The following is a 22,284-nucleotide window of genomic DNA, read 5'->3' as shown; positions in this document are numbered from 1 at the left end:
ATATTTGAAATTATTGGATTCTTCTGACAATATAATAGTTAGAGATACCTCTCACAACAAGGTGAGCTATTAAATAAAAACCAGTAGATGAGGGTATGGTCACAACAATTTTTGCAAAGGGGAGAGAATTCAATGACAGCAGTGTATCACAATCCTAACACAGATGGCGCATTAGTGAATTTTAAGGAGCGCTATGACAACTTTATTGGTGGTAAATGGACACCTCCAGTAAAAGGGGAGTATTTTGACAATATAACACCGGTTACTGGAAACGTTTTTACGCAAGTTGCTCGTTCAACTGAAGAGGATATCGAACTCGCATTAGATGCAGCGCATGCAGCAAAGGATGCTTGGGGTAAGACATCTGCCGCAGAGCGATCAAATATTTTACTGAAGATTGCTGATCGTATGGAGCAAAACCTAGAAATGTTAGCGGTTGCAGAAACATGGGACAATGGTAAAGCTGTACGGGAAACATTGAATGCAGATTTACCGCTTGGTATTGATCATTTCCGTTATTTTGCGGGGGTATTACGTGCACAAGAAGGATCGATTAGTCAAATTGATGATAATACAGTTGCTTATCATTTCCATGAGCCAATCGGAGTTGTAGGACAAATTATACCGTGGAACTTCCCTTTACTTATGGCGATATGGAAGTTGGCGCCAGCACTTGCTGCAGGAAACTGTGTAGTATTAAAGCCGGCTGAGCAAACGCCAACGTCGATTTTAGTGTTAGTTGAGTTAATTGAAGATTTACTGCCACCTGGTGTAGTGAATGTTGTGAATGGTTTTGGTTTAGAAGCAGGTAAGCCATTGGCATCTAGTCCACGTATCGGAAAAATCGCCTTTACAGGGGAAACAACGACAGGGCGCCTCATTATGCAGTATGCTTCACAAAACTTAATCCCCGTTACATTAGAGTTAGGTGGTAAATCACCAAATATATTCTTTGAAGATATTATGGAGGCAGACGATGCCTTTTTGGACAAAGCCGTGGAAGGTTTCGTATTGTTCGCTTTAAACCAAGGGGAAGTATGTACTTGTCCATCCCGTGCGCTTATTCAAGAGTCGATTTATGAGAAATTCATGGATCGTGTATTGAAGCGTGTTGAAGCGATTAAAACAGGAAACCCTTTAGATACAGATACAATGATGGGTGCTCAGGCTTCTTCTGAGCAAATGGAAAAAATCCAATCGTATTTACAAATTGGAAAAGAGGAAGGTGCTGAATGCTTAATCGGTGGCGAGAAAAATGATCTTGGCGGCGATTATGCAAACGGTTACTATATTAAGCCAACTGTATTTAAAGGTCATAATAAAATGCGTATTTTCCAAGAAGAAATTTTCGGTCCAGTTGTTGCAGTAACAACATTTAAAACGAAGGAAGAAGCTTTAGAAATCGCAAATGATACACTTTATGGATTAGGAGCGGGTGTGTGGACGCGTGATATGAATACTGCCTACCGATTTGGCCGTGGAATTGAAGCAGGACGTGTATGGACAAATTGCTATCATGCATATCCGGCCCATGCAGCATTTGGTGGGTACAAAATGAGTGGTATCGGTCGTGAAAATCATAAAATGATGTTAAGTCATTATCAACAAACGAAAAATCTTTTAGTAAGCTATGATGAAAACCGCTTAGGCTTCTTCTAAGAGAGGGGGTGCAATTTTGGTTGAACGTGTAACCGCAACCGATGCAGCACTACAATTAATTAAGAAGTTAAAGGAACGTCATGGACCGATTATGTTTCATCAATCGGGAGGGTGTTGTGATGGCTCATCGCCAATGTGCTATCCAGATGGAGATTTAATAATTGGTAATCAGGATGTGCTGCTCGGCCATATTGGGGATAGTCCGTTTTATATGCATAAAAATCAATATGATTATTGGAAGCATACCCAAATTATAATTGATGTTGTAGATGGACGGGGCGGGATGTTTTCATTGGAAGGTGTCGAGGGAAAACGCTTTTTATCAAGATCACGTGCATTTACAAAAGAAGAGCTTGAACAGCTTTAAGGATAATGTGAAGAGTAAACACTGATGGATTCCCATTGGTGTTTACTTTTTTTTACAAACAAATACATTATTTTTCACCTCAAATATTTAGGCGTATAATAATGGTTAGGAGTGTGAAGATATGGAAAAGTCATCTTTTATTCAATTGCTTAGCCAAAATTATGAGCGGATGGAGCTCTTTTTTGGGACAAATGAAACCAGTAATATTCGAATACCTTTAGCTAATCAGTTTACATTTTCACGTGAAACATTTAATGGACCAAAATTTGATGATAGTGTTAAAAAAATACATAAGCAAAAACCAAAGAAAAAGTTGATCGATATTTTATCACCATCCAATAATATATCTGCATTGACTTATAGAATTTTAGTGCACCTTGTATTGCATCCAGAACCTGAGCAAGAGCTGAAACGCTTAATCTCAAATGAACAGTTGCTAATAAAGGCAGGATTTAAAAATAGTGCCTATCAAAATATAGCTGCATTATTTTTAACAGATGAAGAACATGCATTTCGAGCTAAGAAGTTGCATACTGAAATGAAAAAACATCACTATTTTTTAACTGGCAAAGATGACATTCCTTACGCAGTATTATTAACAAATCAATCCAGTAATTATGGAACGTTGGCTGAAACGATGCGGCAATATTATGATGGCTTGCAGAAAGAAGGTTTTAAAATTGGTGATTCATTACAGGCGATGACCCAGCTTTTGGCACTATATCAAGAGGAGTTTCAGCCTACTTTAATTGAATATACTGTTGCGATTAAACAATCATTTACTAACAAAAAGGTAAAGGTGGGTAAGAAATTTTATCCATATTTAGCTTTGCTCGCTTTAGTAGCTGCAACCTCTGAAGTAGTGGATGAAATTATTGAGCTATCTCAGGAATTAAAAAGTCTATCTATGTTTGCAAGGGAAAAGGAATATGCGTTAATAACGGCAACCCACTATGTACTGCATAGCTTAATAGAAAACAATCAATTAGCTGATTTTAATGATAGTCTACTTTTTATGCAAGCAGTTGATATGAGTAATTTCATTAATGATATGACATTTTTTTTAGCATTGGATATTCTCGATATATTTATTTAAATTGGGTAGATAATATAGAGGAGGGATTAATTATGAAAGAAACAAAATTATGGATTAATGGCAAATGGGAAAGTACAGCGGAGTTAAGCGAACTAACAGCACCCTATACGGGAAAAATAATTGCGAAAGTTGCAAAAGCCTCTGTTGCTGATGTGGAAAGAGCGATTGAAGGGGCTCATAAAGCGTTTTTGTCATTTAAGAAGACAACGGCATATGAACGTGCAGAGATTTTATATAAAGTTGCGGCAATTATGCGTGACCGTAAATTTGAGCTTGCAAAAATTTTAGCAGATGAAGCGGCAAAACCGTTATCAGCAGGACTTACTGAATTAGATCGTACAATTACTACGTATCAATTCGCAGCAGAAGCGGCAAAACAAATTACAGGTGAAACTGTTCCAATGGATGCTACACCTGGTGTTAAAGATCGAATGGGCTATACAAAGCGAGTACCATTAGGAGTAGTCTCTGCAATAACACCGTTTAACTTTCCGTTTAACTTAGTGGCGCATAAGTTAGGGCCGGCCTTTGCTGTAGGGAATACAGTTGTATTAAAACCGGCATCACAAACACCATTAAGTGCGCTTGCGATGGCGGAAATTTTTAAAGAAGCTGGATTACCGGACGGGGCTCTGCAAATTGTGACTGGTGGTGGCGGCGATTTAAGCGATACGCTTGTGACACATCCGCTGGTGAAAAAAGTTACATTTACTGGTAGTGGGCCGGTTGGACTGAAAATTAAAGAAAAGGTCGGCTTACGTAAAATTACATTAGAGCTAGGTTCAAATGCTGCATTAATTGTAGAGCCTTCAACACCAATAGAAAAAGTTATAGCGCGCTGTGTAGGCGGGGCATTTGGCTTTGCGGGACAAGTCTGCATTTCTCTACAGCGTGTATATGTTCATAGTTCTATTTACGAGCAATTCACGAAGTTGTTTGTTGAAGAGACAGAAAAGTTAGTAGTTGGAGATCCACATGATGAACAGACAGATGTGAGTGCCATGATTCACCCTGATGAGGTAAAACGTATTAAGAATTGGATTGAAGCCGCGAAACAACAAGGTGCGGTTGTTGCAACAGGGGCGGAATTTACGGATCGTACATGCTCGCCAACTGTTATGACAAATGTGAAGCCGGATATGAAAATTGTATGTGAAGAAACCTTTGCGCCTATTGTTTCAATCGTTCCATATGAAACGTTAGACGAGGCAATAGCGCTCGTAAACGAATCAGATTTAGCCTTAAATGCGGGTATTTATACAAACGTTTTCACAGATGCTATGAAAGCAGCAGAGGAGATTGAAGCAGGAACGGTAGTTATTAATGATGTTCCTACATTCCGCGTAGATAATATGCCATATGGTGGTGTAAAAAATAGCGGCTATGGCAAAGAAGGTATTAAGTATGCTGTGGAAGAAATGACAGAGCTGAAATTTATAACAATGAAGCTGACATATTAAAAATTCAAACTAGCACTTTGCCCTATCGAATAGTAACATGGAGTGTAGTTAGAAAGGAGGATATTTATGAAAACTACTTTACCAATGAGTTATTCAAAATCTATCCAAACTCGATTAGTACTACCTCCTGATACGAATCACCATCAATCTATATTCGGGGGAAAAGTATTAGCATATATTGATGAGATTGCGGCAATTGCAGCAATGAAACATTCTCAGGGAGAGGTCGTCACAGCATCTTTCGATTCCGTAGATTTTGTCTCACCAGCATATGCAGGTGATATGATAGAGCTAGAGGCAGTTGTTTCTGGGACGGGACGTACATCAATGGAAGTGTATGTACGTGTAGTTTCTAGGAATGTTAAAACTGGTGCAAAAAAGTTAACGACAGAATCTTTCGTGACAATGGTTGCAATTGATGGAAATGGCAATCCGAAAGAAGTACCAGGTGTTGAACCGGAAACGGATTTTGAACGTCATTTATTTGAAACAGGTCCTATTCGTCAAGAACATCGAAAGCAAAAGCGGGTCTTATCAAAAAATCGTCTGCTTAAATGACAATTTAGGAATAATCAAATGAGGCAGTGATAAAGGGAAACCTTTTACCACTGCCTCTTCATTTTTCTTAATAGCTAATTAGAACACCGCTAATTGAAAATTAGTTATTTAATTCATGAACGATGCGCAACAACGAATCAGAAGAAGTTGAGACAAGATTTGTTGTATGTGTTAATCCCGTAATGACAGAGGATATGGTATGAATGTCTTCATTAGTATTTTCATATTTCTTTTTAATGCCGGATACAGCTTCTGTAATAGAAGTAAATGAATCCGCTAAATTTTTTTGAGTATCGACACTCATTTTGACCTGCTCATCGACACTCGAAACAGAATGAGACATTTGGGTAATACTGAGCTCAGTTTCTTTAATTAATTGCGACACATTTTGAACTGCTTTTTTCGTTTCTTCTGCAAGCTTTCGAACTTCATCCGCTACGACAGCAAAACCTTTACCATGTTCTCCCGCACGGGCAGCTTCAATAGATGCATTTAACGCTAGTAAATTCGTTTGATCAGCGATACCTGTAACTAACCCTACGATATCAGCAATTTTTTGAGAGGATTGACGAAGTGTAACCATTGAAGTTTCCAATGTCTCTACTCGGTCTAAAATCGTCGTCATAATTGCCGTTTGACTCACTAAATAGGTTGTGCCGGTTGTCGATTTGTCTTCTGTCTCCGCGACTAAATTTAAACCTTGCTCTGTATTAGAAGCGATTTCTTCAGATTGGCTGGCTATTTCCTGTAAAGAATCGTTTGTTTCATCACTAATGCTATACAATTCCTGCGCGGTATTTTGAATGCGGTCGATTAGTTTTGTTTGCAATTCTACATTTTCCAAACGAATGCGCTGTTCTTCCTTTTCATAAGCTTCGATAACAAGCTGCTGTTCGAGATTAATAATTTTCGAGAAAGCATTAATGGCTTTGCCCATTTCTAAGTTCGGCATATCAATCTTTTCGATAAACTCAATAAATGTCGTTACTAAGGATTGGAACGAAGCGATATACCATTTTGATTTTAAACCAATTCTGACATGTACATGTGCAATTGTCTGACGCTCTTCTAAGTAATGCGAATCAATTGAAGCTTTAAAAATACTTTCTAAATGTTTGTATAGAGTAACTTTTAATCGGTCTATTTTACTTGTATTATTTATAATATCAGTAAGCTCCGTGCTTAAACTAATTGCTGCATAGAACTGTTCCACCATAGTAGGAATGATTTCTGGTGCAAAGGGCTCCAGCTGTTTGATTATGGCTAAGTCATCGTTTGTTAATTTTAATAATTGAAGCTGTTTATTTAAATCGGGATACTTCGAAACATCTAAAGAAACTTCTTGAGAATATTTATCTATATCAAAGTAAGGTTTTTTCGAAACTTTAGTCGCTCTTGCAAATAGAATGCCCATACTATTCCTCATTTCATTAATTTTCCAACTATTACAATCTTACTGTTTTTTATTGGTATTATCATTATTATTTCGGTATAAATTCTTATTATTGAAGAATTTGTAATTTAAAATTAAACGAGGTATGATAGAAACTAACAAAAATAGATTCAAAGGGCGTAGAAAAAATGAAATTTCATAAAGGTCGTTTAAAATTTGTTATACCATTGTCATTAGGGGTTGCAATTGCTTCTTATATTATGTTAGTCAATAATTATGCAGAAGTAGGCGACCGTGATCGAATATTGATTGTGATAGGAGCTACCATTTTAACAGCTATAATTTCGTATTTTTTATTTCCTCAAGAAGGGGATAACCCGGATGATAGAGGTCCATATTAATCAGAAGTTTATTCTCTAAGAAATCTCGATAAAAGAATCGGGATTTTTTTATTCCTGCTATGAAACTTTTATGAATATTATTCGTAAATAAGTTAACAATACAAAGTGAGGTTGATAACAAATGGAATCTAAATGGTCAAAAATTATTATACATGCGAGTGCCTTTTTTGCTCCTTTCTTAGTACCGATTCTATTTTTCTTAATAACTACTGAATCCGAAGTAAAACGTACTGCAATGCAAGCATTACTATTCCAAGTTGTATTTGGTATTTTATTAACAATTGCAGGGATCTTCACAATTGTGTTAATCGGTTTACCATTCTTATTGGTGTTCTTCATAATCTTCTGGGGTGCTCCAGTGATAGGAATTATAAAAGCATTATCAGACCAAGATTGGAATTATCCAATTGTCGGTCGTTGGGTCTAAGATTAAGCGGTCGAGTTTGTACAAAACAAACTCGGCTGTTTTTTTACATTAATAGGGATTTATTGTTGTGATTTAGGGGAAACTTAAGTAAGAGCAAATAGTTGCATTACAAAAAATAAATATTGTATATTTAAGTCAAAGATAGTCAAAGTCAGTTGATGAGAGGTGAGAACAGCATGAGGAATATATCTGACATAATTGAAGGGTATTTGAAGGAAGTTATTGAATTAGATGGACAGGGACATATTGAAATAAAGCGAAATGAATTAGCGAAGCAATTTTCCTGCGCTCCTTCCCAAATCAATTACGTCATCAATACGCGTTTCACGACCGAACACGGATACTATGTAGAGAGTAAACGCGGGGGTGGCGGTTATATTCGAATTTTGCGAGTAACAATCCACTCAAAGAAAAACTTATTAGATGAAATGGAAACACAGATAGGGAATGCCATTGCACAGACGAATGCAGAGCATATTATTTATCGATTGTTGGAAGAGGATATTATTACCGAGCGTGAAGCAAGCATTATGAAAGTAGCCCTCGATCGTGTCACATTACAGGTAGGTTTACCACTCCGTGATCAGTTAAGGGCACGCATTATGCATGCAATGCTACAAACGATTTCTTTTGAAAAGTAGAGGTGTAAATATATGATATGTGAGCATTGTAAGCAGCGTCATGCAAATGTAACGGTAACACAAGTTCACAACGGTCAGAAAGTGGAACGTCACTATTGTGAAGTATGCGCTACACAATTCCATCCATTTCAATTTGATGTGAGTGAAGAGCCAACATCTCTTCAACAACTAATATCGAATTGGTTCAATTTTGTACCAGTGAACGCAAAAAAAGAAAATGCAACGAAACAGCCTACTACTCAAAAGGCGTGTCCTTCTTGTGGGTTTACGTACCGACAATTTTTAAAGCAAGGTAAATTTGGTTGTGGTCAGTGTTATGAAACATTTAGCGAGCAATTACCACAGTTGCTTGAGCGCATTCAAGCAGGCACACAGCATGTAGGGTACGAAAAAAATGCCCCATCAAAAGAAAAAATTGAACAACAAATTAACGAACTCCGTACATTATTACATCAGGCAATTGCTGAGGAACGCTTTGAAGATGCAGCCTCGATTCGTGATGAAGTCCGTGAATTGGAAAATAAAATTAAACAGGAAGGAGAGGGGAACGCATGAACATCGAGCATTTTCTAACGAATGCTAGTCCAAGCTGGATGCAACATGAAAGCGAATCGGATATCGTCATAAGCACACGCATTCGACTTGCTCGTAATATTGCCAATACTCGATTTCCGATAAGTTTTACAGAAGAAGAGGCACAGGTAGTCGAAGATAAAATGATGAAGGTGCTACTATCTACAGACGTAAACCCTTATCAATTTTCCTACTTCCAAATAAAAGATATGCCTGTATTACAGCGTCAAATCTTAGTGGAGAAGCATCTTATAAGCCCTAACTTGGCGCGAAGAAAAAAAATAGGATCATTTTTTTTAACAAAAGATGAATCCATTAGCATATTAGTAAATGAAGAGGACCATATTCGAATTCAGAGCCTGACACAAGGTATGAACTTAAAAGAAGCCTTTCAGGAAGCTAGAACAATTGACCGCTACTTGAGTAAGTCAATCAACTATGCATATGAAGACCGATATGGATACTTAACAAGTTGCCCGACCAATGTTGGAACGGGACTTAGAGCCTCTGTCATGCTTCATTTACCAGCACTTACGATGACTAAACAAATGAATGCCTTAATTCAGATGATGACAAGATTAGGAATGGTAGTGAGGGGTATATATGGAGAAGGAAGTGAAAATTTAGGTAATATTTATCAAATCTCTAATCAAATCACTTTAGGTAAATCTGAAGAAACAATTTTGCAGGAGCTTCAAGAAGTAGTAGAGCAAGTTATACAAAAAGAACAGCTTGCTCGGAAGAATTTGTTGATGCGAGCGCCTTCAATATTAGAAGACCGTTTAAGTCGCTCACTTGGTACATTGAAGTATGCAAAAATTTTACCGAGTGAAGAAGCCGCAAGCTGTTTATCCAATGTCCGTCTTGGGGTAAGTTTAGGATTATTAGAACCTATTTCACAGCGTAAATTAAATGAGTGCATGCTTTTAATGCAACCTGGACTCATTCAGCAATATATTGGTACTACTTTGCAACCAGCAGAGCGCGATATGTATCGTGCAAAGCTTTTACAAGATAAGTTAAACGAGCAAGATGAAGCTACAAACAATGGGGAAAAAGGAGAGGATTTTTTATGATGTTCAATCGATTCACACAACGTGCTCAGAAAGTATTACAACTTGCTCAAGAAGAAGCAATTCGCCTTAAGCATAAAGAAATTGGAACAGAACATATTTTACTTGGCTTAATTCGTGAAGGTGGCGGGATTGCCGCAAAAGCATTAGAAGCAATTAATATAAGCCCTCAAATGATTGAAACAGGTATAGAGGAATTAGTAGGAAAAGGTACCGAGGAAGTTGGGCCTATCGTACATTACACACCGCGTGCTAAAAAAGTAATCGAACTTTCATTGGATGAATCACGTAAATTAGGTCATGCATATGTAGGTACAGAACATATCCTATTGGCATTAATTCGTGAAGGAGAAGGTGTTGCAGCACGTGTATTGGCTAACACAGGTGTAAGTATTAATAAAGCACGCCAACAAGTTTTATTACTGTTAGGAAATAATGATGCCAATAATAGTGGAACGTCAAATATGGCGCAAACTGTAAATACACCGACGCTGGATAGTTTAGCACGTGACTTAACAGCAGTTGCCCGAGAAGGTTCACTTGATCCTGTCATTGGACGCTCAAAAGAAATTACACGTGTCGTGGAAGTATTGTCACGCCGTACGAAAAATAACCCAGTACTAATCGGGGAGCCAGGTGTCGGTAAAACAGCCATTGCTGAAGGATTAGCTCAGCAAATTATTAATAATGAAGTACCTGAAACACTACGTGACAAACGTGTTATGACACTTGATATGGGTACTGTAGTAGCAGGTACAAAATACCGCGGTGAATTCGAGGATCGTCTGAAAAAAGTTATGGATGAAATTCGCCAAGCCGGCAATATTATTCTGTTCATCGATGAGCTTCATACACTTATCGGCGCAGGTGGTGCAGAAGGTGCAATTGATGCATCTAACATTTTAAAACCATCTTTAGCCCGTGGTGAATTACAATGTATCGGTGCCACAACACTTGATGAATATCGTAAATATATTGAAAAAGATGCCGCATTGGAGCGTCGTTTCCAACCTATCCAAGTTGATGAGCCGTCTGTTGATGAAACAATCCAAATTATTAAAGGCTTACGTGACCGTTATGAAGCACATCACCGTGTGAAAATTTCGGATGAAGCAGTAGAAGCGGCGGCGAAATTATCAGATCGTTACATTTCAGACCGTTTCTTACCGGATAAAGCAATTGACTTAATTGATGAGGCAGGTTCGAAAGTTCGTTTACGTTCATATACAGTACCACCGAATTTAAAAGAATTGGAAGATAAGCTAGAAGGCATAAAATCTGAAAAGAATGCTGCTGTTTCAGGTCAGGAATTCGAAAAGGCAGCAGCGTTACGCGATTCGGAGCAAAAGCTAAAACAAGAGCTGGAGCAAATGAAAAAGGAATGGAAAGAAAAACAGGGTAAAGAAGAGTCGACAGTATATGTGGATGACATTGCCCAAGTTGTTGCAATGTGGACTGGAATTCCGGTTTCTAAAATCGCACAAGCAGAATCAGCGAAATTACTGAACCTTGAAGAAGAATTACACAAGCGTGTAGTCGGTCAAGGTGAAGCGGTGGAAGCAATTTCACGAGCTATTCGTCGTGCACGCGCGGGATTAAAAGATCCTAAACGTCCAATCGGTTCATTCATCTTCCTTGGTCCTACAGGTGTCGGTAAAACGGAACTTGCACGGGCGCTGGCAGAAGTAATGTTCGGTGATGAAGATGCGATGATCCGTGTAGATATGTCAGAGTATATGGAGAAACATTCGACTTCACGTTTAGTTGGTTCACCTCCAGGCTATGTGGGCTTTGATGATGGCGGTCAATTAACGGAAAAAGTTCGTCGTAAACCATACTCAGTTGTATTACTTGATGAAATCGAAAAAGCACATCCAGATGTATTCAACATCTTATTGCAAGTACTGGAAGATGGTCGTTTAACGGATTCAAAAGGTCGTGTTGTAGATTTCCGTAATACGGTAGTTATTATGACATCAAACGTTGGTGCGGATGCATTGAAATACCGTAAGCATGTTGGATTTAGTGCAGGATTAAATGAATCGAAAGATAAAGATATGAAGGGTACAATGCTGGAAGAACTGAAAAAAGCATTCCGCCCAGAGTTCTTAAACCGTATTGATGAAATGATTGTGTTCCACTCATTAGAGAAAGTTCACTTAAAAGAAATCGTATCATTAATGGCTAACTCTTTAACAAACCGTCTTAAAGAGCAAGAAATTGAGCTGCACCTTACAGATGCTGCACTTGAAAAGATTGCTGAAGAAGGCTACGATCCACAATATGGTGCTCGCCCATTACGTCGTGCATTGCAAAAACATGTGGAAGATCGTTTATCTGAAGAACTGTTAAAAGGGACATTAGATAAATCGCAAACAGTGGTACTTGATTATGTAAGTGATGAGTTTATCGTCCGTACTCAAGAAAAAGTATCATCAAATTAATGGAATAAAAAGATGAGGTAGGTTAATTCCTGCCTCGTCTTTTTTTATCCATTTTTGAAGCCCAAAATGAATTTTACGACTGATTAGTGGGTATTCGATTTTGTTTCGTGTACAATTATAGGAACAAACATTCGAAGGAGCTAGCAAAATGGCAAAAAAGAAATCGAAATTTATGTGCAGCAGCTGTGGCTATGAAGCGGCAAAATGGATGGGGCGTTGCCCAGGGTGTGGCGAATGGAATACGATGAATGAAGAAGTCGAAGTCATCACAAAAGGGCCGCGTGGTGCGTTCCAGCATTCTACAACCGCTACAAAGGCAACACCTATTATTCATGTGGAGGTACAGGAAGAAACACGTATTGCCACAGAAATGAATGAATTTAATCGCGTTCTAGGCGGCGGAATTGTCCCAGGCTCACTTGTTTTGATAGGGGGAGACCCGGGAATAGGGAAGTCGACATTACTATTACAAGTATCTGCTCTTCTTTCTAATCAAGGAAAGCGTGTGTTATACATTTCCGGCGAGGAATCTGTACGTCAAACGAAACTAAGAGCCGAACGCTTAGGAGTTCACACTCCAGAGCTTTATATTTACTCGGAAACAAATCTGGAATTTTTAAATCAAACAATTGATGAAGTACAACCGAAATTTGTTATAGTCGATTCAATTCAAACAGTACATCATCCAGAAGTAACGAGTGCGCCGGGGAGTGTTTCTCAAGTACGTGAATGTACAGCAGAATTAATGCGTATTGCGAAAACGAAAAACATCGCGATTTTCTTGGTTGGTCACGTTACAAAGGAAGGTCAGATTGCAGGGCCGCGTATTTTAGAACATATGGTAGATACTGTTTTGTATTTTGAAGGGGAGCGTCACCATAACCACCGTATTTTACGGAGTCAAAAAAACCGTTTTGGTTCTACAAATGAAATTGCTATTTTTGAGATGCTCCACGGTGGATTGAAAGAAGTATTGAATCCGTCTGAGCTGTTTCTACAGGAACGTTCACAAGGTGCACCAGGCTCGACAATTGTGGCGTCAATGGAAGGGACACGACCAATTTTGGTGGAAATACAGTCACTTATCACGCCGACAAGTTTCAATTATCCAAAACGCATGGCTACAGGGGTTGATCAAAACCGTGTGCAGCTTTTAATGGCAGTATTGGAAAAACGGATGGGTATGATGCTTCAGGCACAGGATGCCTATATTAAAGTTGCCGGTGGTGTGAAGCTGGATGAGCCGGCAATTGATTTAGCGGTATTAACGAGTATTGTTTCGAGCTTTAAAGATCAAACGGTACGCCCGACTGATTGCTTTATTGGGGAAGTAGGATTAACTGGGGAAGTACGCCGCGTTTCTAGAATTGAACAGCGTGTACAGGAAGCGGCAAAGCTAGGGTTTAAACGCGCATTTATTCCAGCCTCCAATATTGGTGGCTGGGAGTTCCCTGCAGATATTCAAGTAGTCGGTGTTGAAACAATTAGTGATGCACTTCGGGAATCTTTTCAAAATTTATAATACACTTATTATCATGCTCTTTGCAGATAAAAAAAGCGTCGCAAATGTTAGTATACATTTTGCGGCGCTTATTTTGTCCAAGTCCTATGAATTATGCTTTTACAGTTTTATCTTTCTTTTCAAATGCTTCTCTTGTGAAAATGCCAAAAGGCTTTCCAATCGGTAAGAAGTTGAAGCCGAAATGCTTGTTTAATACATTAGCCCCTGCACCGTAAAGTGATAAAAGCGCAATAATTAATTCAGAATAAGCGGCTAATAAATGCATACCATGTTCCATTATGCCAAATGAGCTTAAAGCCAAACCGATAAATAGTAAATCAATCATTACAAAGATAGAAAATAAAACTTTATTTGTTTCAGCTGCACCAATCGTCATAAATAGGGTAAAGATTAAATACCCTAGATACACAACGCCAAGCTGACGTGTATCAACAGATGCTTGCAATGCTTCACCGAACACACCGGCTTGAACGAACCAGCTCATACCTACACCCATCCAAAATAAACCATATGCGCCAAATGCTGTCGTACCAAATGTATTATTATGCTTTGAATCTAATACTGACGCGTAAAATTGTGCAATCCCACCTAAGAAAATTGCCCAGGGAATGACTAAACCTAAACCTTCAGTCCATCCCAATTTTTGAGTTGAAGCGACAAATGTTACAATAGCTAAACCGAATAACCCGATTGCAGATGGGTCAGCGGTTGAAATTTTTACTTCTTTCGTTATATCCAAAACGTATTCTCCTATTCTATGTTGTCATTTTTCTATTATTTTAAAATAATATCTAAAATCGTTATTTATTACTATGTAAGAGTATAATTTTAAATGAACTCTGTAATAATCGAAAAGATATGATGTAAATTCAACAAATACAAAGGGAGAATTCTCTGTAAATGTTTAATATTAATAAAGGCATGGAACTTACATAAATAGAGTCTTTAATTAATATTTCTATTTTGCTGCGATATTGATGGTTGTGCTTCGCATGAACAGGGCATTATATGTATAATTATTGATGGAGGTGATAGTAATTGTTAAAAAGAATTATTCAAGTAGCATTTTTATTTATCGGTGGAGCATTAGGTCTCATTTTCTTACCGCCATTATATGAATTTATGAATTTATCATCCAATCCGTGGCTTAATAATCCGTACATTAGTGTTGCGATAGGTGCTGCTTTATTATTTGTTCTATCGTTTGCGTTATCCGATTACTTTGTAAAATTAATTACATGGTTAGAAGAAGTATTATTTAAATTGCCTGCAGCAGATTTATTGTTTGGGACGCTTGGCTTAATTGTAGGGCTAAGTGTAGCAACATTAGTTGGTGTGGCAATTAATCAAATGAATATACCTGTAATTACTGCGGTTGTTCCAGCAATCTTATCGATTGTACTTGGATATTTAGGCTTTAGATTAGGCTTTAGTAAGCGTGATGAGCTTATGCAGATTTTTACAGTGAAATCCACAAAGAAACGTATTAATGATGCATCTGGAAAAGAAGTGCAGGAACAGGAGCAAGATCAATATAAATTGCTTGATACGAGCGTTATTATTGATGGTCGTATAGCGGACATATCCGAGACTGGGTTTGTTGAAGGAATTTTAGTCGTGCCTCAGTTTGTGCTAACAGAGCTTCAGCATATTGCAGATTCTTCTGATACGTTAAAACGTACGCGTGGTCGCAGAGGGTTGGATATTCTAAAGCGTCTTCAGGATGAACGGTCATCCAAAGTCCTTATTACTGAAGTAGATTTTGAAGATGTGGCTGAAGTGGATTTAAAATTGGTCCGTTTAGCTAAAAATATGAGCGCACAAATTTTAACGAATGATTTTAACTTAAATAAAGTTTGCGAATTGCACCGAGTAAAAGTATTGAATATTAATGATTTGGCAAATGCGGTCAAGCCTGTCGTTATTCCTGGTGAAGATATGCAAGTAGTTGTGATTAAAGATGGTAAAGAACACAATCAAGGGGTAGCATATTTAGATGATGGTACGATGATTGTTGTAGAAGGCGGTCGTAGTTATATCGGGCAGGCGATTAGAGTAACGGTAACAAGTGTATTACAAACATCAGCCGGACGAATGATTTTCGCGAAGCCAAAAGAAGATTAGGAAGTGAAGTATTTTGCGGTATGAAGTCGTTTTGCCGGCAGCAGGTAGTGGGAAGCGTATGGGCGCTGGGCAAAATAAATTATTTTTAAACTTAGCGGATAAACCCATTTTAGTGCATACTCTTCTTGTTTTTGAACAAGATGCAAACTGTACAGGAATTTGGCTGGCAGTAAAGGATGAGGAACGATCATTTATACAATCGCTCATCGAAAATTACAATATTACAAAAGTAAAAGGGCTACCTACTGGGGGAGAAGAACGACAACATTCGGTGCACTCATGTATTAAAGAAATGAAGGCAGTAGAGGTTGTTCTTGTTCATGATGCAGCAAGACCTTTTATTACGATTCCAAAAATTACAGAACTTGCAAAGGTTGCATACGAAAAAGGAGCAGCCATTGCAGGCGTTCGTGCAAAAGATACGATGAAAATTGTGCAGAATGGACTCATTAAAGAAACAATTGACCGTGAGTCTTTATGGATGGTTCAAACACCGCAAGCATTCCGGTATGATTTATTGGCTGAAGCAGAAGATGTAGCTGAAAAGGTTGGTTTTTTAGGAACGGATGAAGCGATGCTAGTAGAACGATTAGGGCATGATATTCACATCGTAGAATGCAGCTACGAAAATGTAAAAATGACGACTCAGGAAGATTTGATTTTTGGTGAAGCTATTTTAGAAAAACATAACTTTAGAAAGAGCCTTGAAAAGTAAAAGGTTTTCAAGGCTTTTTTTGTAGAAGTTGATTATACTATGGGTAATGAGATTAGCAGAAAGAAGGTGAAAGCTAGTTTACTTTGTAAGCTAGCATTATTATGTTTCGAATAGGACAAGGTTTTGACGTTCATGAGTTTGCAGAAGGACGTCCATTAATTTTAGGTGGGATTACAATTCCCCATGAGCGCGGCTTACTAGGGCATTCAGATGCTGATGTACTTTTGCATACTGTGACAGATGCAGCATTAGGGGCAATTGGTGAAGGGGACATTGGTCGTCATTTCCCGGATACAGATCCGGAATGGAAAGATGCCGATTCAGCAAAGTTACTTGAATTCATTTGGAAAATGGTTGAAGAACGGGGCTACAGATTAGGTAATGTAGATTGTACAATTATGGCTCAACGCCCAAAGATGGCACCATATATTTCGCAAATGCAAAACCGTATCGCTGAATTACTAAATGCAGAGCCTTCACAAGTAAATGTAAAAGCAACAACGACTGAAAAATTGGGATTTGTTGGTCGTGAAGAAGGTATTGCGGCAATGGCAACGATTCTTTTAGTGAAAGCTTAAGGCGAAATCAAGTGTTAAAATCAACATATGTTACTTTAACTTAGTAACTGACAGTGGTAGAATGGACAAGGTTTAAAAAGACACTTATTGTGAAAGTATAGTGCAATATAATGTCCTTTCTTACACATATAAAAAATTGTATACTTTTTATATTGAAAATGGTCGAGCGTTTTAACGCTAAAATTAGGAGGCAATATTATGACGAAAACAGTTCGAGTTCGTTATGCACCATCGCCAACAGGATTTTTACATATCGGTGGCGCACGTACAGCTTTATTTAACTATTTATATGCAAAACACCATAACGGAACTTTTGTAGTACGTATTGAAGATACAGATATCGAGCGTAATGTAGAAGGTGGAGAAGCTTCTCAACTTGATAACTTGCGTTGGTTAGGTATTACACCAGATGAGTCAGTGGATATTGGTGGTCCATATGCGCCGTATCGTCAAATGGAGCGACTGGATATATATAAAGAACATGCAGAAAAGATGTTGGAATCAGGTCAAGCATATAAATGTTTCTGTACATCAGAAGAGTTGGAAGCAGAGCGTGACGCGCAAAAAGCGAAGGGTATTGCTGCTCCAATGTATGGCGGGAAATGCCGTCACTTAACATCAGAAGAAGTTGCAGCAAAAGAAGCAGCAGGCGAGCCATATACAATTCGTATGCGTGTACCAGCAGATGTAACATATAACTTCGTTGACTTAGTGCGCGGTGAAGTATCATTTGAATCAAAGGATGTCGGTGACTGGGTTCTTGTGAAAGCAAATGGAATTCCAACATACAACTATGCTGTTGTATTAGATGACCACTTTATGGAAATTTCGCATGTATTCCGAGGAGAAGAACATTTATCGAATACGCCAAAACAAATGATGATCTTTGATGCTTTCGGATGGGAATATCCACAATATGGACATATGACATTAATCGTAAATGAAGAGCGTAAAAAATTATCGAAACGTGATGAATCAATTATTCAATTCGTTACGCAATATAAAGAACTTGGTTATTTACCAGAAGCAATGTTTAACTTCTTTGCCTTACTAGGCTGGTCTCCAGAAGGAGAAGAGGAAATCTTTTCTCATGATGAACTTGTTAAGCTTTTTGATGAAAAGCGTTTATCAAAATCACCATCTATGTTTGATAAAACAAAACTTACATGGATGAACAACCAATATATTAAAAAAATGTCTCGTGAAGAGGTTGTTGCACTAGCATTGCCACACTTACAAAAAGCAGGCTTACTACCAGAACAGTTATCAGAAGAGCAACATGTATGGGCTTCTGATTTAATCGCACTTTACCATGAGCAAATGAGCTTCGGGGCAGAAATTGTAGAATTATCGAGCCTATTTTTCACAGAAGAAATTGCATATGATGAAGAAGCAAACGAGGTATTAGCAGGTGAGACAGTGCCAACTGTTATGGCTGCATTTAAAACTCAGTTAGAAACTTTAGAATCCTTTGATGCAGACTCAATTAAAGCGGCTATTAAAGCCGTGCAAAAAGAAACAGGTGTAAAAGGTAAAAACCTATTCATGCCGATCCGTGTTGTGACGACTGGTCAAACACATGGACCGGAATTACCGAATTCCATTGCCCTAATTGGCAAGGAAAAAACAATTGCCCGTGTCGGAAAGTTTGCTGAATAGATATCTAAGGGTAATATTAATGATTGATTTTTCAGAAAATAAATGTAAAATGAGTTTAAATTGTATATAATGTTAGCGCGTTGAGAAGGAGAAGTACGCGGCGCATACCTTATTAGAGAGGATCATCACCGGCTGAAAGTGATCTAGGTTAAGGCAAAGCTGAAATGCACCTTCGAGTATTTAACTGAAATTGTAGTAGGTTAAATCGATTTGTCCCCGTTATAGGACTTTCAAGCGGAAAAAGTATTCGTATTTTTTCAACCAGAGTGGAACCGCGCGTATAGCGTCTCTGTCACCTTCAACTAGGTGATGGAGACGCTTTTTTGTAGAAATAAAAAGTGAACAGTTAATTAAAAAAAGAACGTTTATAAAGAGGAGCGGCAAAATGAGTATTCAAATCTTCAATTCGTTAACGAGACAAAAAGAGCCCTTTATTCCATTAGAGGATGGCAAAGTGAAAATGTATGTATGCGGTCCTACTGTATACAATTACATTCATATTGGAAATTCACGTCCAGTCATCGTATATGATACGGTACGACGCTATTTCCAATATGCCGGCTATGAAGTGAAATTCGTATCGAATTTTACCGATGTTGATGACAAAATTATTAAAGCTGCCAATGAGCTGGGAGAAGAAACGTCGGCATTAACAGACCGCTTCATTGCTGCATATTTTGAAGACATTACTGCATTAGGTTGCCAAAAAGCGGATGCCCATCCACGTGTAACAGAGCATATGGACGATATTATCGAATTTATTAAAGTGCTAATTGAGAAAGGTTATGCATATGAATCTCAAGGCGATGTTTATTATCGTACACGTAAATTCGATGGCTATGGAAAGTTAAGCCACCAATCAATCGATGATTTAAAAGTCGGCGCTCGCATTGAAGCAGGCGAAAAGAAAGAAGACCCGCTAGATTTTGCCTTATGGAAAGCAGCCAAAGTAGGGGAAATTAAATGGGACTCTCCGTGGGGAGAAGGACGCCCGGGTTGGCATATTGAATGTTCTGTTATGGCACGTGAGCATTTAGGTGATACAATCGATATTCACGCAGGAGGGCAGGATTTAACATTCCCTCATCACGAAAATGAAATTGCGCAATCAGAGGCGCATAATGATAAAACATTTGCACGTTATTGGATGCATAATGGCTATATTAATATTGATAATGAAAAAATGTCAAAATCTCTCGGTAACTTTATATTAGTGCATGATATTCGTCAGCAAATCGATCCGCAAGTACTACGTTTCTTTATGTTGTCGGTTCATTATCGTCACCCAATCAACTTCGCACAAGATTTAGTGGAAGCTGCGAAAAACGGATTAGATCGTATTCGTACTTCTTATGCAAATGCTGAGCACCGTTTGGCATTATCGGCAAGCTTAGGGGATGACAGCGAGCAATGGCTTGAGAAAATTAATCAAGTGAAAATTGATTTTGAAAATGCAATGAATGATGACTTCAATACAGCAAATGCGATTTCGGCGTTGTTTGAACTATCACATATTGCCAATGTTTATTTAAAAGAAACTAATACGGATAAAGCTGTGTTGCAAGCGATATTAAATATGTTTGATGCAATTGGAGAAGTATTGGGAATTAAAGTGAAAATTGAAGCTGGTTTATTGGACGAAGAGATAGAGGCATTGATTGAAGAGCGTAACCAAGCCCGTAAAAACAGAGATTTCGCACGGTCAGATGAAATTCGTGACCAATTGTTAAGTATGGATATTGTGCTGGAAGATACTCGTCAAGGAACGCGCTGGAAACGAGGACAATAGATGCAAAACTTAACACCGCATGATGTCATACAGTTAAATGCACTGGCGCTCGCCTATATGGGGGACGCCGTGCTTGAACAAAGAATTCGGGAATATTTAATTTTATCTGGTCGCGCAAAGCCAAATACATTGCATAAAGAAGCGACAAAATATGTTTCGGCCAAATCTCAATCAAACATCGTACATCGCATGATTGACGAAAATTATTTGACGGAAGCAGAACAAGCCGTTTTCCGTAGAGGGCGCAATGCCAAATCAGGCTCTGTTCCAAAAAATACGGATGTCCGAACATATCGAAATAGTTCGGGCTTTGAGGCTGTTTTAGGGTATTTATTTTTAAGCAAAGAACATGTCCGGACAAATGAAATTATAGATTACGCAATAGAAATCGTAGAACAATCAAAAGGAGAGTAACTATGGCAGAAAAAAGACAGCAAGGTCGTAAGCCGCGCGATGCTAAAGGTCGCGACAAAAAGGCGGATACCTTTAAAGCTCACGATAAAAAACAGCAGGAAGAAAAACCTCAAGCTGCCCAAGAGGAAGTAACCGGAGAAATGATTGCCGGGAAAAACCCAGTATTAGAAGCGCTACGAGCAGGTCGTGAAATCAATAAATTATGGATCGCTGAAGGTGTTAAGAAAACTGGGGTACAAGAATTAATGGACTTAGCGAAAGAGCAAGGTGTGTTAGTACAATTTGTACCAAAGCAAAAAGTAGATAAATTAGCAGAAAACCATCAAGGAATTGTTGCATCTGTTGCAGCGTATGACTATGCAGAATTGGATGATCTATTTAACGCAGCGAAGGCAAAAAACGAAGACCCGTTCTTTTTAATACTGGACGAATTGGAAGATCCGCATAACTTAGGCTCAATTATGCGAACGGCAGATGCAATCGGTGCACATGGTATCATAATACCGAAGCGTCGTGCCGTAGGTTTAACAGCAGTTGTTGCAAAAGCTTCAACAGGTGCTATCGAGCATGTACCTGTTGTGCGTGTAACGAATTTGGCCCAAACAGTGGACGAGTTAAAAGACCGCGGCGTTTGGATAGCGGGAACAGATGCAAAAGGTTCGGCCGATTATCGTAAAATGGATGCTACATTACCGCTTGCATTAATTATTGGGAGTGAAGGTAAAGGGATGAGCCGTCTTTTAAAAGATAAATGTGATTTCTTATATCACTTACCAATGGTTGGTCATGTTACATCATTGAACGCTTCCGTAGCAGCAGCACTGCTAATGTATGAAGTGTACCGTAAACGACAAGAAGCTAACGGATGAGGTTATGCAAAACATTTTGCTAGTAGACGGCTATAACATGATAGGTGCATGGAGTGAGCTGCGTCCATTGCGTGAACCCCACTTTGAAGATGCGCGCGATCGCTTGATTGAAAGAATGGCTGAATATAAAGCACATACAGGGTGGCGTGTGATTGTTGTGTTTGATGCACACCTTGTACCAGGTACAGAGCAGTTATATATTCAGCACGCTGTGGAAGTAATCTACACACGTAAAAACGAAACAGCCGATGAGCGTATTGAAAAGTTGTCGACCGAGTTGAAAGGGCGCAAAATTCAAATCCATGTGGCAACTTCCGATATGACAGAGCAAAATGTCGTATTCGGTCACGGTGCTTTAAGGAAGTCCGCACGTGAGCTTGAAATTGAGATGCAAATTATTCAGTCGAAAATTTCTTCCAAAGTAAAAGAATCGACTGACGAAAAGCCCCCCTCAAGAATTAAATTATCGAAAGAAGTAGAACTACAATTTGAAAAGTGGAGACGAGGGATTAAGTAATAGTT

The 22,284-nt window shown here is 38.5% G+C and carries 22 protein-coding genes and 1 other annotated feature; of the genes, 20 read left to right on the top strand and 2 right to left on the bottom strand.

Annotated features, from left to right (window positions below; translation table 11 throughout):
- Nucleotides 1-132: 132 nt before the first annotated feature.
- From adh to MHH95_RS03995, 5 genes are all read left to right on the top strand, one after another.
- Nucleotides 133-1,659, top strand: a complete 1,527-nt coding sequence (gene adh, locus MHH95_RS04015) for an aldehyde dehydrogenase (RefSeq protein WP_340726512.1) — start codon at nt 133-135, stop codon at nt 1,657-1,659.
- Between the two features lie 16 nt (nt 1,660-1,675).
- A complete protein-coding gene (locus MHH95_RS04010; protein WP_340726511.1) occupies nt 1,676-2,026 on the top strand; it encodes a DUF779 domain-containing protein in 351 nt (116 codons plus the stop codon).
- Between the two features lie 121 nt (nt 2,027-2,147).
- Complete coding sequence (locus MHH95_RS04005; protein WP_340726510.1) at nt 2,148-3,122, top strand: DUF4003 family protein; 975 nt, start codon at nt 2,148-2,150, stop codon at nt 3,120-3,122.
- A gap of 32 nt (nt 3,123-3,154) precedes the next feature.
- Nucleotides 3,155-4,582 (top strand): aldehyde dehydrogenase family protein, encoded by a 1,428-nt coding sequence (locus tag MHH95_RS04000; protein ID WP_340726509.1) that lies wholly within the window; start codon nt 3,155-3,157, stop codon nt 4,580-4,582.
- A 66-nt stretch (nt 4,583-4,648) separates the two neighbouring features.
- Nucleotides 4,649-5,140 (top strand): acyl-CoA thioesterase, encoded by a 492-nt coding sequence (locus MHH95_RS03995; RefSeq protein WP_191701118.1) that lies wholly within the window; start codon nt 4,649-4,651, stop codon nt 5,138-5,140.
- Nucleotides 5,141-5,240: 100 nt separating this feature from the next.
- Here the strand turns inward: MHH95_RS03995 and MHH95_RS03990 are convergent, their stop codons facing one another.
- Nucleotides 5,241-6,554 (bottom strand): globin-coupled sensor protein, encoded by a 1,314-nt coding sequence (locus MHH95_RS03990; protein ID WP_340726508.1) that lies wholly within the window; start codon nt 6,552-6,554, stop codon nt 5,241-5,243.
- Nucleotides 6,555-6,721: 167 nt separating this feature from the next.
- Here MHH95_RS03990 and MHH95_RS03985 point away from each other — a divergent pair, with 167 nt between their 5' ends.
- The 7 genes from MHH95_RS03985 to radA all read left to right on the top strand — a co-directional run bounded on the left by MHH95_RS03985 (nt 6,722) and on the right by radA (nt 13,614).
- The gene (locus MHH95_RS03985; RefSeq protein ID WP_191701120.1) at nt 6,722-6,934 is read left to right on the top strand and encodes an acyltransferase; all 213 of its coding nucleotides are present in this window, start codon (nt 6,722-6,724) and stop codon (nt 6,932-6,934) included.
- 121 nt (nt 6,935-7,055) lie between these two features.
- Entirely contained in the window at nt 7,056-7,361 is a 306-nt protein-coding gene (locus MHH95_RS03980; RefSeq protein WP_191701121.1) for a DUF4870 domain-containing protein, read from the top strand.
- A 176-nt stretch (nt 7,362-7,537) separates the two neighbouring features.
- Nucleotides 7,538-8,002: a CtsR family transcriptional regulator gene (locus MHH95_RS03975; protein ID WP_191704114.1), complete on the top strand. Its 465-nt coding sequence runs from the start codon at nt 7,538-7,540 to the stop codon at nt 8,000-8,002.
- Between the two features lie 12 nt (nt 8,003-8,014).
- Complete coding sequence (locus MHH95_RS03970) at nt 8,015-8,557, top strand: UvrB/UvrC motif-containing protein (RefSeq protein ID WP_340726507.1); 543 nt, start codon at nt 8,015-8,017, stop codon at nt 8,555-8,557.
- The gene (locus MHH95_RS03965; protein ID WP_191701124.1) at nt 8,554-9,651 is read left to right on the top strand and encodes a protein arginine kinase; all 1,098 of its coding nucleotides are present in this window, start codon (nt 8,554-8,556) and stop codon (nt 9,649-9,651) included. The genes MHH95_RS03970 and MHH95_RS03965 overlap by 4 nt, the downstream gene beginning before the upstream one ends.
- Nucleotides 9,648-12,092 (top strand): ATP-dependent Clp protease ATP-binding subunit, encoded by a 2,445-nt coding sequence (locus MHH95_RS03960; RefSeq protein ID WP_340726506.1) that lies wholly within the window; start codon nt 9,648-9,650, stop codon nt 12,090-12,092. The genes MHH95_RS03965 and MHH95_RS03960 overlap by 4 nt, the downstream gene beginning before the upstream one ends.
- 148 nt (nt 12,093-12,240) lie before the next feature.
- Nucleotides 12,241-13,614: a DNA repair protein RadA gene (gene radA, locus MHH95_RS03955; protein ID WP_191701126.1), complete on the top strand. Its 1,374-nt coding sequence runs from the start codon at nt 12,241-12,243 to the stop codon at nt 13,612-13,614.
- Nucleotides 13,615-13,705: 91 nt separating this feature from the next.
- On the opposite strand, the gene MHH95_RS03950 is transcribed toward radA, so the two are convergent.
- Nucleotides 13,706-14,353: an acetate uptake transporter gene (locus MHH95_RS03950; protein WP_340726505.1), complete on the bottom strand. Its 648-nt coding sequence runs from the start codon at nt 14,351-14,353 to the stop codon at nt 13,706-13,708.
- 299 nt (nt 14,354-14,652) lie between these two features.
- On the opposite strand from MHH95_RS03950, the gene MHH95_RS03945 reads away from it, so the two are divergent.
- The 8 genes from MHH95_RS03945 (at nt 14,653) to MHH95_RS03910 (ending at nt 22,279) form a co-directional block, all read left to right on the top strand.
- Nucleotides 14,653-15,738: a PIN/TRAM domain-containing protein gene (locus MHH95_RS03945; protein ID WP_340726504.1), complete on the top strand. Its 1,086-nt coding sequence runs from the start codon at nt 14,653-14,655 to the stop codon at nt 15,736-15,738.
- A 13-nt stretch (nt 15,739-15,751) separates the two neighbouring features.
- Nucleotides 15,752-16,453 (top strand): 2-C-methyl-D-erythritol 4-phosphate cytidylyltransferase, encoded by a 702-nt coding sequence (gene ispD, locus MHH95_RS03940; protein WP_340726503.1) that lies wholly within the window; start codon nt 15,752-15,754, stop codon nt 16,451-16,453.
- Between the two features lie 101 nt (nt 16,454-16,554).
- On the top strand, nt 16,555-17,031 hold the full coding sequence (gene ispF, locus MHH95_RS03935) for a 2-C-methyl-D-erythritol 2,4-cyclodiphosphate synthase (protein ID WP_340726502.1): 477 nt from the start codon (nt 16,555-16,557) through the stop codon (nt 17,029-17,031).
- Between the two features lie 198 nt (nt 17,032-17,229).
- Entirely contained in the window at nt 17,230-18,690 is a 1,461-nt protein-coding gene (gene gltX / locus MHH95_RS03930; protein WP_340726501.1) for a glutamate--tRNA ligase, read from the top strand.
- 71 nt (nt 18,691-18,761) lie between these two features.
- Nucleotides 18,762-18,984: a binding site (T-box leader), on the top strand.
- 91 nt (nt 18,985-19,075) lie between these two features.
- Nucleotides 19,076-20,479, top strand: coding sequence for a cysteine--tRNA ligase (gene cysS / locus MHH95_RS03925; RefSeq protein ID WP_340726500.1), 1,404 nt, complete (start codon nt 19,076-19,078; stop codon nt 20,477-20,479).
- Nucleotides 20,480-20,893 carry a Mini-ribonuclease 3 gene (locus MHH95_RS03920; RefSeq protein ID WP_340726499.1) on the top strand — a complete coding sequence of 138 codons (414 nt, stop codon included), beginning with the start codon at nt 20,480-20,482 and terminating at the stop codon, nt 20,891-20,893. It begins immediately after the preceding gene.
- 2 nt (nt 20,894-20,895) lie between these two features.
- Nucleotides 20,896-21,762 carry a 23S rRNA (guanosine(2251)-2'-O)-methyltransferase RlmB gene (gene rlmB, locus MHH95_RS03915; RefSeq protein WP_340726498.1) on the top strand — a complete coding sequence of 289 codons (867 nt, stop codon included), beginning with the start codon at nt 20,896-20,898 and terminating at the stop codon, nt 21,760-21,762.
- A 4-nt stretch (nt 21,763-21,766) separates the two neighbouring features.
- A complete protein-coding gene (locus MHH95_RS03910; RefSeq protein WP_340727299.1) occupies nt 21,767-22,279 on the top strand; it encodes an NYN domain-containing protein in 513 nt (170 codons plus the stop codon).
- Nucleotides 22,280-22,284: the final 5 nt, after the last annotated feature.

The sequence above is a fragment of the Solibacillus sp. FSL K6-4121 genome (assembly GCF_038002585.1).
Lineage (GTDB): Bacteria > Bacillota > Bacilli > Bacillales_A > Planococcaceae > Solibacillus > Solibacillus faecavium.
This window is presented reverse-complemented; position numbering and strand designations above follow the sequence as displayed.

Coding starts and splice junctions, on each gene's coding strand:
- cysS (WP_340726500.1), top strand. CDS start 19,076: ATGAGTATTCAAATCTTCAATTCGTTAACGAGACAAAAAGAGCCCTTT.
- MHH95_RS03980 (WP_191701121.1), top strand. CDS start 7,056: ATGGAATCTAAATGGTCAAAAATTATTATACATGCGAGTGCCTTTTTT.
- MHH95_RS03965 (WP_191701124.1), top strand. CDS start 8,554: ATGAACATCGAGCATTTTCTAACGAATGCTAGTCCAAGCTGGATGCAA.
- radA (WP_191701126.1), top strand. CDS start 12,241: ATGGCAAAAAAGAAATCGAAATTTATGTGCAGCAGCTGTGGCTATGAA.
- MHH95_RS03975 (WP_191704114.1), top strand. CDS start 7,538: ATGAGGAATATATCTGACATAATTGAAGGGTATTTGAAGGAAGTTATT.
- MHH95_RS03990 (WP_340726508.1), bottom strand. CDS start 6,554: ATGGGCATTCTATTTGCAAGAGCGACTAAAGTTTCGAAAAAACCTTAC.
- adh (WP_340726512.1), top strand. CDS start 133: ATGACAGCAGTGTATCACAATCCTAACACAGATGGCGCATTAGTGAAT.
- MHH95_RS03970 (WP_340726507.1), top strand. CDS start 8,015: ATGATATGTGAGCATTGTAAGCAGCGTCATGCAAATGTAACGGTAACA.
- gltX (WP_340726501.1), top strand. CDS start 17,230: ATGACGAAAACAGTTCGAGTTCGTTATGCACCATCGCCAACAGGATTT.
- MHH95_RS03960 (WP_340726506.1), top strand. CDS start 9,648: ATGATGTTCAATCGATTCACACAACGTGCTCAGAAAGTATTACAACTT.
- MHH95_RS03910 (WP_340727299.1), top strand. CDS start 21,767: ATGCAAAACATTTTGCTAGTAGACGGCTATAACATGATAGGTGCATGG.
- MHH95_RS04000 (WP_340726509.1), top strand. CDS start 3,155: ATGAAAGAAACAAAATTATGGATTAATGGCAAATGGGAAAGTACAGCG.
- MHH95_RS03995 (WP_191701118.1), top strand. CDS start 4,649: ATGAAAACTACTTTACCAATGAGTTATTCAAAATCTATCCAAACTCGA.
- rlmB (WP_340726498.1), top strand. CDS start 20,896: ATGGCAGAAAAAAGACAGCAAGGTCGTAAGCCGCGCGATGCTAAAGGT.
- MHH95_RS03985 (WP_191701120.1), top strand. CDS start 6,722: ATGAAATTTCATAAAGGTCGTTTAAAATTTGTTATACCATTGTCATTA.
- MHH95_RS03920 (WP_340726499.1), top strand. CDS start 20,480: ATGCAAAACTTAACACCGCATGATGTCATACAGTTAAATGCACTGGCG.
- MHH95_RS04005 (WP_340726510.1), top strand. CDS start 2,148: ATGGAAAAGTCATCTTTTATTCAATTGCTTAGCCAAAATTATGAGCGG.
- ispF (WP_340726502.1), top strand. CDS start 16,555: ATGTTTCGAATAGGACAAGGTTTTGACGTTCATGAGTTTGCAGAAGGA.